The sequence below is a fragment of the Solitalea agri genome, from assembly GCF_023914155.1.
Classification (GTDB): Bacteria; Bacteroidota; Bacteroidia; order Sphingobacteriales; family Sphingobacteriaceae; genus Solitalea; species Solitalea agri.
The window spans coordinates 227,547-239,713 of record NZ_JAMWYS010000058.1; the positions used below are offsets into that span (position 1 = coordinate 227,547).

Consider the following 12,167-nt stretch of genomic DNA (forward strand, 5'->3'; position numbering starts at 1 on the left):
CGACTACGCTCAACGCGACTGCACTTCATCTACGCACTCAAGATGACCTATGTAATGTCAGGCTGAGCGGAGTCGAAGCCACGCTCAATTGAGCACATTTTTTCTATAAGAATTGGTATTCATGATGACGATTTGGTCATTAAATCGCTCAACATATTAAAATTACTCACGCGGTTTGCCATCGCGCATCATTAAACCAAAATCCCATTTGTTCAACATGGCACTCACCGTTTTAGCAATTCGTTTGGCTCGTGTAGGTTCTGTTTTTGCGCTGTTGATCCAGTTAATGAAATAGTTTTGGTTTGATTTATTGAAGGTTTCGAAATGCTGAATGGCTTCAGGCTCATCACAAAGGCATTCATAAAGGTCTTCGGGAACTTCGATCTTGAAATCGACATCTTCCTCCAGCTCCACATGAATCATCGCTCCTTCGGACTTTCCCAGCCTTTTGCGTAAAGCAGCGTTTAACGTTAATATGAAGTTGCCCTCGCCAATCGGGAAAAGCACCATGCCTGACACCGGTAAATTATCTAACCTCCCCCTTACACGAATTTCCCTCCTGTTTCCGGGTTTAATTTCATTAGCCAGATACAAAGGGACATCGATATACGTCCAGCCGGTTTTTTCGCCTTTTTGTTTAAATTTAAAAATGATGCCTTCGAAGATGACCAAGTGATTTTAGATTTTTGATATTAGATTTTAGAAATAAAGTTATCATCTATCTCAAATTCAATCGTAAATTTAAGATCATAAATCTACACTAACTAAACATGTCATGGAAATAATCTATCCGCACACAATTGAAAATTGCATTGGAGAGAAAATAATCTTTCAAGAGGTACAACAGGAGGCTGATGGAGATCGGCTGATTGTTGAAAATTTTGTTGTCCCTGGAAGTGGCCCAATAATGCATACTCATTGGTTACAAGATGAATCTTTAACGGTAGTAAAAGGAAAGATCGGTTATCAAATTTATGGGCAGGAGAAAAAATATGCCAATGAAGGCGAGACGGTTCTTTTTAAGCGTGGTACGCCCCATCGTTTTTGGAACGCAGGCGATGATACCCTTAATTGCAAAGGTTGGATAAAGCCGGCAAATACAATTGTTTTCTACTTATCAGCTATATATGCTGCCCAAAACAAATCAGGCAGTGGAAGGCCGGAGACTTTTGATGCCGCCTACCTTATGACTCGCTATTCAACAGAATACGACACCACTGAAATACCCAAATTTGTTAAAAAAGTAATTATTCCAATAACTTATAGGCTTGGTCTGATGCTGGGAAAGTATAAAAAATTTAAGAATGCACCAGAACCGGTGACAAAGTAGAAGTTAAATGGAAAGATTGGGGTAAATCAAAAAAAAAACGCTTCGACTCCGCTCAGCGTGACGATCGATGAATTATCTAACCGACCTTACAGTCTGCCTGAGCGTAGTCGAAGGCACAGCCATTCAACCCGCAACTCAAAACTCGTAATTAATACATTCTAAAATTTCTCTTCGATCCCCAAACCGAACAAGGCAAAATCGTACTTAACCGGGTCATTTTTGTCTAACAGGCGTAGATTATTACTTAACTCAAGTGTTGTTTGCCAGTCGACTTGTTTGCGTTCAATGAGTCCTAGTTTTCGTGCCACACGCTCAACATGCAAATCAAGAGGGCAAAGCAGATCTTTCATTTGTAAGGTATTCCAAATACCAAAGTCAACTCCCTTAACATCTTTGCGCACCATCCAGCGTAAAAACATATTCAATCGTTTACAAGTGGATTTATTATTCGGACTGGTAACATGCTTTCGGGTTCTATGAGGATAATCAGGTAAAGAGAAAAAATGCTTTTGGAAAGTATTTAAAGCATTTTCTATAGAAAGGTTTTCAGGTTCAGAGCCTGGCAAAAATGCATCTTCCAAACTTTCAAAGTTTAGATAATGGTTCTTGAAAAACTCTATAAAATAAAGGGTGTCGGTTGCATTAAAGGTGCGGTGCTTAAAATGAAGAAATCGTTTTAAATCTTTTTCTTCGTGTTGAGTAATAAACTGATGAGGAGCGCCATCCATTAGCTCGATCAGTTCATTACATTTATTGATGATGGTAATACGTTGTCCCCAGGCAAGCATTGAAGCCCAAAAACCCATGATTTCAATATCCTGCTTTTTAGTGAACTGATGCGGAATACAAATAGGATCGTTTTTAATAAATCCGGGCTGATTGTATTGTTCAACTTTTGAGTCGAGGAAGGACTTTAAATCTAGTAGCATTACGAATTATGAGTTTCGGGTTTCGGATCTTGGATCTTGGATTACGAGTTACGTGTTTCGGGTTATGAGTTGTACAGAACAATTTAATTAACCCGTAACTAATAACTCGCAATACGTAACCCTGAATCCTCAATATTATTAAAACCCTAAATTTCCTAAGCCCGGAATATTTGGCATAATCGATTTCATTTCAGCAGCCATTAACTGATCGGCTTGTTCCAAAGCTCTGTTTACCGCAACAGTTATCAACTCTTCCACTTCTTCCCTATCACGAACGTTGAAAACGCTTGGGTTAATTTTAACATCCATTAACTTACGGTTACCGTTACAAGTAGCCACAACTGCCCCATTTTCAACTTCCCCGGTAACAGTAATGTATTCAAGGCGATTTTTGATCTCTTCCGCCTTTTTCTTCGCTTCAAATAAATTGCCTAACATAGTTTTAGTAATTAGTATTTTAGTAATTAGTTAATAGTTAAAGTACATTCTCTCTAACTACTAACCATGGACTATGGTCTATGGACTAAATTAAACTGCCGCCAGTGCTTGCTCTAAATCAGCAATCAGATCTTCAACATCTTCTACTCCCACACTTAAGCGAATAAGGGTATCGGTTACACCGCTTTTCAAGCGCTCTTCACGAGGTATAGAAGCATGGGTCATTGAAGCAGGATGGCCAATTAATGATTCCACACCGCCTAATGATTCAGCAAGTGAGAACAAATGAGTTCCGCTTAAAATTTTCAATGCGTCATCCATTTTATCGCCTTTTAATGAAAACGACATCATTCCGCCGAAATCGCGCATTTGTTTCTTAGCAATATCATGATTCGCATGGTCTTCAAAACCCGGCCAGTAGATCTTATCAACCTTAGGATGATTTCTTAAGTAATGAGCAATTGCTTTTCCGTTTTCAGAATGGCGTTGCATACGTAAATGTAAGGTTTTGATCCCTCTCAATACCAAAAAACAATCCTGAGGGCCTGGTGTAGCACCACAAGCGTTTTGATAAAACGCAATACGTTCGGCCAGTTTATCATCGTTTACCAATAAAGCCCCCATTACCACATCCGAGTGACCCGACATGTATTTAGTTAGTGAATGCATTACAATATCAGCACCCAAATCAATTGGATTTTGCAAATAAGCCGATGCAAAAGTATTGTCGACCCCTAATAAAATATTATGCTTTTTAGCTATTGCCGCCGCTCCTGCAATATCAATGATCTTAAGCGTAGGATTAGTTGGCGTTTCAATCCAGATCATTTTAGTATTTGAATTGATATAGTTTTCGATGTTAGCCACCTCTTCCATCCCGATGAAATGAAATTTCAATCCTAAATTCTGATATACTTTAGTAAAAATGCGGTAAGTCCCCCCGTATAAATCATTGGTACATATAATTTCATCACCCGGATTAAATAATTTCATCAGGGTATCAATCGACCCCATTCCGGTACTGAAACAGAAACCATGCTTAGCATTTTCAAGCGCTGCTAAATTATCCTGTAACTGCGCACGTGTAGGGTTTTGTGTACGTGCATATTCATAACCCTTATGATTTCCAGGAGCTTCCTGCACATAAGTTGAAGTTTGAAAAATTGGGGTCATGATCGCTCCCGTTGTTGGATCAGGGAAAACGCCTGCATGAATGGCTTTTGTACCGAATTTCATATCGTAAAAATTGATGAATTTAATCTATTGTTAAAACCTTTGATATTTTGGCAATTAATTTGATTAGCGCTTAATATCAATCTGTTATGTTTTATTAATAAGCATTTATTTAATACGCAAAAGAAAGAAAAACTATTCATTTTAATCACCTAATCAACTTAATTTAATTACGCTCAATGAGAGTATTCTCACTAAAGTCCCTAATCATGCTAGGCATGATAGGCTTAACATTTACATCCTGTAAAAAGGAAGAACAGAAACCCGAAAGCTTAAACGTTGAAGAAAGTATGAACGGCGTTGCTAAGAATGACGTTATTACTGCCGATTTGTTTGAGCAAATCAATTTAATTTCTCACAGTTTTCCTGAAATAAGAGGAGAAAGTGTTTCTACTAAATCAACTGAAGGTTTTGGGGATGACATTCTTGGTCATTTAGATGATTTTTCATGTGCGAAAGTTAAAATTGAATCAGCACCATTTAAATGGCCTAAAAAAGTAGTCTTAGATTATGGTGCTGGAGGTTGTGATGATCCTAAAACCAAAAAACTGCGCAAGGGTAAGATTATTCTTTCTTACGATAAAGCATGGTTAACAAAAGGCTGTAGCGTAAGCATTACTTTTGAAGACTACTGGTGCGGAGATACCAAATTTGATGGTTTTTGCAAAATCTCTTCAACAGGTACAACTAAAGAGGGATATCTGAAATTCAGTTTAGAATGTGAAGGAACCAAAATTCATTGCGAATGCGTAGAAAAATGGGCCTGCAAAAAAGAAATCGTATGGTGCAATAACAAAACCCCACTAAATATTTTTGATGATTACTATTCGATCACCGGTTGGGGACAAGGTTCTGATAGTAAAGGAAATTTCTTCTCGGAGAAAATCACCAAGGCGCTTAAGAAAAAAGCATTTTGCGCATGGCTTTGTGAAGGAACAGTTGAATTGAAAACAAATAATATTTCATTGTGTGTGATGGATTATGGCAATGGCGACTGTGATAGCAAGGCCACATTAACGATAAATGGTGTGACTAAGCAACTAGATTTGTAGCGTTTTTTTTATTCATAAGTGTTTATAGCGTCCTGGATTATTTCGGGACGTTTTTTTGTTTTTTTACAGCCAAACAATTAATTAGCACTTGGCTTTCACTAATTATTAATAATTGATTATCAAATTATTAGTTAACAAATTAAACAATATTTCATAAAATGTAACGATTTTTTCAATTGCTCGTTAAACTATTTAAACGACATCAAGTCAGAACAAGAAAACTAACCATAAATAATTATGAAACTTATCACCACTAAAACATTAATTATTGCGAGTGCAGTTGCTTTAACGTTTACAGCATGTAAAAAGAACGAGGCTGTTGAACCTGAGGCAGAACAAGTTACAGCTGTTGACAATCAGGAGGCTGATGCTCTATCTAATGATGTAATTGATCAGTTCAATATGGTAACGATGGATCAATTGGCTATATCCTCTAACTCATCTAAGAATATGACTGTTGAAACAGTTGCCACTGAAGAAGATAAACGTAAAACGAGTGGCATTGTTACTATTTCTCCAGCAGGTTACGATGTGTTTCCCAAAACCATTACCATTGATTTTGGTACTGGAACTGTTGATAAAAACGGTATAGTACGTAAAGGTAAAATCGTAGGAGTGCTTTCAAATCATTGGTGGGTAAGCGGTGCTGAACTAAGAATTGATATGCAGGATTACTATGTTAATGGTATTCAGGTTAAAGGCACGAAAATATTAACCAGTAACGGTTATAACAATGTAACCAATAGTTTTTCATACAACGTAAAAGTTGAACGCGCACGCGTAAATGAAGAAGGAAAATCATTTACCTGGAGTGCCACCAGAACTGTTTCATACTTTACAAAAGGAACCATTACCCCTATTGACGACTACGTAACAGTAACAGGTTCTTCATCAGGAACTAACAGAAAAGGCGTTTCATTTACTGCAACTATTACTACTGAACTTAAAAAACCTGTAATTTCTCGTTGGATTGTTTCAGGAGTTATTGAAGTTTCATCTGATGCTCATCCTACTGTAACTTTAGATTATGGCGATGGAACAATCGATAATAAAGCTGTTGTAACTATTGGAGATAAATCTGCAGAGATTACCCTTCATAAATAATCTGTTTTAGAACATATAAAAAAGCGCCTTACTGCAATCAGTAAGGCGCTTTTTTTGTACCTGATAATAGTTTCCGAATTATTATTTATTTATATTTAAAGTAATAACGCTCTACTAACATGAATAAATCTCTATTATTATCAGGTTATCTTCTACTTACCTTATTAACATTTGCCCCTCAACAATCATTTTCGCAAACTGTAACCAATAAAATGTTTTCATTTGGAGGATATGGACGTGTGGGCGTAGGCTTTGCACCTGCAATAAAAGGAAGTTTAGGCCGATCGTTAAACCTAAACGGAATGGGTAGCATTGGTGGAAGATTGGAAGAAATGGACTATTTAGAAATGATCACCGCAATGCATTTCAGTCCTAAAATAAACGATAAAAAAACCAATATAAACATTCAAACGCGGTTAGCTGTGTATACTGCGCAGGGGCAATTTATTGGTAATGTTACCAGCAATAGCTTTGGAGGTATTACTTTTTCTCTGCCTGAAATTTATGCTGAAGCAAACAATATTATGGGTAGTGAATGGTCGGCATGGATCGGAGCACGTTTATTGCGTTCAAACGACGTTCATATAGCTGATCATTTTTTTTTCGACGATCATTCATCCCAAGGCTTTGGAGTGAAATATAAAAACACCTCATTTTCTGTCTTATTCCCCGGAAGCGTTGATACAACCAGTTCACTCCCTCCCTATTTCTACCTAAACATTGTAAATGGAACCCCAACCTTAGGCTTGCGCCAAAGAACAGTATTAGTTGCTGAACATGAATTTAAATTAAACGATAAAAATACGCTAAAGGCATTGGGTGAATACCATGCATTGGCCGATGCAACGATTGAAGATGAAAATACGCCATTCAACTATCCGGCAGATAATGGCTGGGTGCTAGGACTAAAACATATAGCAAGTATAAATACTGCCCTTCCTGGCTCATTTAATCAGTTAGCAATACGATATGGTGCAGGCATTGCCAATGGCGGTGATGGTGGCGGTTCTAAAACCTGGTTAACATACGGAGCGCCTAATTTTAATAGTCAAAAATTCACCGATGCCTATTCCTGGGCTTTCGTAGAGCATTTTCTATTTAATCTTTCAAATCGCTTTAGTATAAACGGTTACGGTATTTATACAAAAAGCCACGGAGCCGCAGATAGCTTAAATAAGGCCCCCGATTACATGGGTCGAGAGGTTTTTAATAGAAAAACCGATTTGGGTATTGGAGTACGCACATTTGTTTATATAACCGATTGGTTTCATTTAATGAATGAATTGAGCTTTGCATCGAGAAAAGATGGTAGTCAGGATGCTGCTCAAATGGTAAAATTTGGCATTATTCCAACTTTGGTACCAACAGGTAAGCGTGATCCCTGGGCGAGACCTCACCTCCGATTTGTTTACACAGTTGCGCATTACAATGATTTTGCCCGTGACAATTTATATTCTCCATATCTTCAACAGATTGGAAATAAATCATGGGGACATTATGTTGGCGTAAAAGCCGAATGGTGGCTTTACTAATTCTTTTGGTTTGATGGTTTAAGTTGATAAATTTAAAGACCTTAGCTATTATTATATATGAAAGCATACTTCCAACGTCTATATGAATATGAAAACTGGGCAAATGGCCGTATCATTGAAACATTAAAAAAATTAGACACACCACCAGACAGATCATTGTTATTACTTGCCCATTTACTTATTGCCCAAAGAGAATGGTTGCATCGGATTTTAAAGAAAAGCACTACCGACAAGTTTTGGCTTTTGTATGATTTAGAACAAAGTGAAGAACTGTTTAAAAAGAATAATGAAGAGTGGAGCCACTTTTTTTTGACCATTCAGGATGATGACCTTACTGTGCCTTTTCATTATAAAAATTCAAAAGGTGAACAATTCGACTCTCCGATGGTTGATATTCTCACACACTTACTTGGCCATTCAAATTACCATCGGGGGCAAATCATCGACTCAATAAAAGGATTGATTGAACCGTTGCCAAATACCGATTTCATTGTATTTTCCCGAAATCCTTAATGGATTTTAGAATTAAGAAGTAGAATTTTAGATTGCTGAAGGTAAAATGCAATGGATTATCTATTCATTGTTTAGCCTATCATTCATTAGTGTGATTAAATTCTACCTTTGTACCTCTATAAATCTAAAATTAGTAAATGATACACGTTGCCGACGTCAATGATCTTCAATATTTAACAATTCATAAAGTAGGAAATCCAAGTAAAGATGAACCATTAGTATTTTCAAAGGCGCCTATTGATTTAAGTAATGAAGATATTAGCCGGTTATTACTGAATTATTTTATCCACCCTTTTGCTAATAACGGTGAATATTATCATTTATACCATGCTGTTGAAATTGCTTTAAACGACATCTACGTTTATATTTCACGCATTTTTGAAGATAAAAGCACTTTTCAGGAGCAATCATTTCACATAGCTAAACACTTACACGATTCATCATCCCACCCCAAAATTAAAGGCGGTGAGCTTTATATAGCCTATTTCAATAAATGTTTAATTGATGGAGAAGAAGTTGAGGCTATTGGTATTTTCAAGTCGGAAACGAAGGAAACTTATTTAAAAGTTTATCTGCATGATGACAACTATGAGGTTAATTATGAAGATGGTATAAACATCAGCAAGCTCGATAAAGGTTGTCTGATCTTTAATATCGACAAAGAAAACGGCTATCGGGTAAGCATTATTGATGCGTTGAGCAAGCAAAACGAAGCTGTTTATTGGAAGGATGATTTCCTGAAAGTAAAACGTAGGGAAGACACCTATTTACAAACCGAAAACTATGTTGATCTGTGTACTTCTTTCATCAATACAAAATTAACAGAGAGCTTTGATGTGAGCCGTGCTGATCAGATTGATCTGCTGAATAAATCAGCCAATTATTTTAAGGAGAAAGAACGTTTCGATTTCGATGAATTTACCGAAGAAGTGATTCTGCAGCCTGCAGTTATAGAAACATTTAAAGAGTTTAAGTCACAGTTCGAAACCAACCACGAGCTTTCTTTACCCGATAGCTTTGAAATCTCTAACCAGGCCTTTAAAAAGCAGTCTAAAATTTTTAAAAGTATATTAAAGCTCGATAAGAATTTCCATGTTTATATCCATGGCCGTGCTGATATGATCGAGAAAGGCTTCGATGATGCCACCGGTCTAAATTATTACAAGCTTTTCTTTAAAGAAGAAGCATAAAACCTAGAAAGCCGTTTTGTATAGTCAAAACGGCTTTCTAGGTTTTGTTTAAGTTCCTTTATTTCACTTCCACTGTAATTGTTTTGCTCATTCTCACTCCGTAGGAGGCATGCATGCCATCAGCAAATTGAAGTGTTAAGGTATGTGAACCTGGTGCCAATTTAAGTTCAGTTTCGGTTTGACCTTTTCCAAAATGGATGTGTGTTGAATCAGCAGGAACCGTTGTTCCAGCCGGAATAAAGCTTCCATCAACAATAATGTGATGATGCCCTTTATCGGGATGAATTTGACCTATAGGTTCAACAGTCATTCCTTTTACCCCCATCTCCACTTTAAACGGACTCTTAACCGTTTCTCCGTCTTTCAAATTCACAAAATAAACCTCCTGACCTTCTTTAATAACGGTAGTATCGGTTTTCACTTCAGTACTTGGCATATGATGCATTGAATCAGTGTGCATCGTATCTGTAGATTCTGTTGATGAAGGTTTTTTGCCACCTCCACAGGAAGTTAAAAAAATAGTAGAAAGGGCAAATAATAACCATTTAATTTTCATAGTTAAAGGATTTATAGATTAATAATTGAAGTTAAACAAAAGATAGTTAATAATTTACACACAAAGCACGAAAAGAAACAAGGCGCCCACCAGGAGCGCCTTATTACTTTTTCAATCTTATTTATTACCAGATTACGGCTCTCTCAGCAGGTTTTCGCCACATAGGGTCTCCCTGTCGAACATTAAATGCTTCGTAAAACTCTGGCATATTACTTACCGGTCCATTGCAACGATACATTCCCGGTGAATGTGGGTCGGTAACTATACGTTGAGCTTGTGCTTCATCACGGATATTAGCTCTCCAAATTTGTGCCCAAGAAAGAAAAAACCGCTGTTCTGGAGTAAAACCATCGATCATCTCTCCTTTCATGGCCTGAGGTGTCTTTTTAAATGCCTCAAAAGCGATATTAATACCGCCAAAATCAGCAAGGTTCTCACCCAATGTAAGCTGACCATTTACATTCATTGTTCCATTTAAAACGGTATAACTATTATATTGTTCAACCACCTTATATGCGCGTTCTTTAAATCGATCTGCATCATTTTTTGTCCACCAATCATTTAAATTACCTTCAGCATCATACTGACGACCCTGATCATCAAAACCATGAGTCATTTCATGGCCAATTGCACATCCAATTCCACCATAGTTAACAGCATCATCGGCATTAAAATCAAAGAAAGGTGACTGAAGAATTCCTGCAGGGAAAACAATTTCATTGACTACCGGATTGTAATAGGCATTAATGGTTGGTGCACTCATACCCCATTCGGCCTTGTCAACAGGTTTGCCCAACTTATCGAGCATAAAGTTGTAATCGTATTTATTGCATTCTAAAACATTACCGAAATAAGATGTACGACTAATATGAACTGAAGAATAATCTTTCCACACATCGGGATAACCAATTTTACGTATAAAAGCATGCAGCTTTGTTAACGCTTTTTGCTTGGTTTCATCGCTCATCCAATCCAAACGTTTGATACGATCTTCATAAGTAACGGTAAGATTCTTAATTAGCTCCAGCATTCGGGTTTTAGCCTCAGGTTTAAAGTATCTGGAAACATACATACGTCCCAAAACCTCTCCCATTGAATTGTCAACAACAACAGAAACCCTATCGGCACGAGGTTTTAAATTTTTCTGACCTGTTAATACTTTGCCGTAAAAGTTAAAATTTTCATTTACAGCTATAGAATGTAAATAAGGAGCGGCAGCTCTGATAACGTTCCACTTTAAATAAGCTTTCCACTCATTTAAAGGTGTAGCCACCAACTGACGATCAAACTCTTTAAAAAACTCAGGTTGGCGAACAAGCACCTCTTTAATATCCTGCCCGGTAAAATCGTTTAAGGTTTCCTTCCAAAAAATTAAAGGTGTTATTTTCTGAAGCTCAGCAAGACTTAATTTATGGTAAATCTTATTCGGATTTCTTTGTTCAACACGAGTCATTGAAGCACCGGCTAAGGCAGTTTCAAGCTTAATTACCGCCTCAGCATTTTTATTTGCTGTTTTTTTATCATCGCCAAAAATCTTGAACATATTCACCAAGTGCTTCTGATACTCGGTTCGTATATTACTGCTTCGATCATCCATATTAAAATAATAATCACGATCAGGTAAGCCTAAACCACCCTGCGACAATTGGGCAATAACTTGTGAGCTTTGTTTATCATCCTGGTAAATCACAAAGTTAAAAGCAGCATCAATCCCCGATTTATGCAAACTTGTAATTTCATTCAATAAATCTTTGGTTGTATTAATGCTTTTTATATCACTGAATAAGCTATTGGTTGGAGAAACGCCTGCACTTTCAATCTCCAGGCTATCCATTCCGCTTGCAAAAAAATCACCCACCAATTGACTATTACTGCCATAAGTGGCGTTTTTATCGGCAGCCTCTTTTAAAATACCTTTTAAAATTTGATTGGTATTCGAAATTAATTCATTAAAACTTCCCCAACGCGTTTCAGTTAGCGGAATGGGATTGTTTTTTAGCCATCCCCCATTGGCGTATTGATAGAAGTTCTCACGAGGACTAACAGATTCATCCATATTTGCCCTGTCGATGAATTTCCGTGAAGATGTTTGAGCCTGCGACACCGTCGCTATTGAACTCATAATCAACACATACCAAACAAATTTTCTTTTCTTCATATAGCTTATATCTTATCAATAAAACGCAACCAATATATCATTTTAGTAATTAATACTTAATTTTTATTCCGATTTACCCAACTATAGATTAAAACCGATATATCGATTTTATAGAACTTGTTTTTATAAAAC

General features: G+C 36.9%; 12 protein-coding genes. 6 read left to right on the forward strand and 6 right to left on the reverse strand.

Annotated elements, in window-relative coordinates; all coding sequences use genetic code 11:
* Nucleotides 1–162: 162 nt before the first annotated feature.
* The gene (locus tag NF867_RS17060) at nucleotides 163–672 is read right to left on the reverse strand and encodes a YdeI/OmpD-associated family protein (RefSeq protein WP_252589605.1); all 510 of its coding nucleotides are present in this window, start codon (nucleotides 670–672) and stop codon (nucleotides 163–165) included.
* A gap of 103 nt (nucleotides 673–775) precedes the next feature.
* On the opposite strand from NF867_RS17060, the gene NF867_RS17065 reads away from it, so the two are divergent.
* Entirely contained in the window at nucleotides 776–1,330 is a 555-nt protein-coding gene (locus tag NF867_RS17065) for a cupin domain-containing protein (protein WP_252589606.1), read from the forward strand.
* A 158-nt stretch (nucleotides 1,331–1,488) separates the two neighbouring features.
* Here the strand turns inward: NF867_RS17065 and NF867_RS17070 are convergent, their stop codons facing one another.
* From NF867_RS17070 to NF867_RS17080, 3 genes are all read right to left on the reverse strand, one after another.
* Nucleotides 1,489–2,259, reverse strand: a complete 771-nt coding sequence (locus NF867_RS17070; RefSeq protein ID WP_252589607.1) for a TIGR02757 family protein — start codon at nucleotides 2,257–2,259, stop codon at nucleotides 1,489–1,491.
* 138 nt (nucleotides 2,260–2,397) lie between these two features.
* Complete coding sequence (locus NF867_RS17075; protein WP_252589608.1) at nucleotides 2,398–2,697, reverse strand: YbaB/EbfC family nucleoid-associated protein; 300 nt, start codon at nucleotides 2,695–2,697, stop codon at nucleotides 2,398–2,400.
* A 90-nt stretch (nucleotides 2,698–2,787) separates the two neighbouring features.
* The gene (locus NF867_RS17080; RefSeq protein WP_252589609.1) at nucleotides 2,788–3,933 is read right to left on the reverse strand and encodes a trans-sulfuration enzyme family protein; all 1,146 of its coding nucleotides are present in this window, start codon (nucleotides 3,931–3,933) and stop codon (nucleotides 2,788–2,790) included.
* Nucleotides 3,934–4,109: 176 nt separating this feature from the next.
* On the opposite strand from NF867_RS17080, the gene NF867_RS17085 reads away from it, so the two are divergent.
* From NF867_RS17085 to NF867_RS17105, 5 genes are all read left to right on the forward strand, one after another.
* Entirely contained in the window at nucleotides 4,110–4,982 is an 873-nt protein-coding gene (locus tag NF867_RS17085; RefSeq protein ID WP_252589610.1) for a hypothetical protein, read from the forward strand.
* Nucleotides 4,983–5,219: 237 nt separating this feature from the next.
* The gene (locus NF867_RS17090; protein ID WP_252589611.1) at nucleotides 5,220–6,086 is read left to right on the forward strand and encodes a hypothetical protein; all 867 of its coding nucleotides are present in this window, start codon (nucleotides 5,220–5,222) and stop codon (nucleotides 6,084–6,086) included.
* 119 nt (nucleotides 6,087–6,205) lie between these two features.
* Complete coding sequence (locus tag NF867_RS17095) at nucleotides 6,206–7,618, forward strand: carbohydrate porin (protein WP_252589612.1); 1,413 nt, start codon at nucleotides 6,206–6,208, stop codon at nucleotides 7,616–7,618.
* A gap of 57 nt (nucleotides 7,619–7,675) precedes the next feature.
* A complete protein-coding gene (locus NF867_RS17100) occupies nucleotides 7,676–8,131 on the forward strand; it encodes a DinB family protein (protein ID WP_252589613.1) in 456 nt (151 codons plus the stop codon).
* 137 nt (nucleotides 8,132–8,268) lie between these two features.
* Nucleotides 8,269–9,321: a nucleoid-associated protein gene (locus NF867_RS17105; RefSeq protein WP_252589614.1), complete on the forward strand. Its 1,053-nt coding sequence runs from the start codon at nucleotides 8,269–8,271 to the stop codon at nucleotides 9,319–9,321.
* A gap of 58 nt (nucleotides 9,322–9,379) precedes the next feature.
* Here NF867_RS17105 and NF867_RS17110 read toward each other — a convergent pair whose 3' ends face one another.
* Entirely contained in the window at nucleotides 9,380–9,877 is a 498-nt protein-coding gene (locus NF867_RS17110; RefSeq protein WP_252589615.1) for a DUF4399 domain-containing protein, read from the reverse strand.
* 124 nt (nucleotides 9,878–10,001) lie between these two features.
* The gene (locus NF867_RS17115; protein WP_252589616.1) at nucleotides 10,002–12,035 is read right to left on the reverse strand and encodes a M13 family metallopeptidase; all 2,034 of its coding nucleotides are present in this window, start codon (nucleotides 12,033–12,035) and stop codon (nucleotides 10,002–10,004) included.
* Nucleotides 12,036–12,167: the final 132 nt, after the last annotated feature.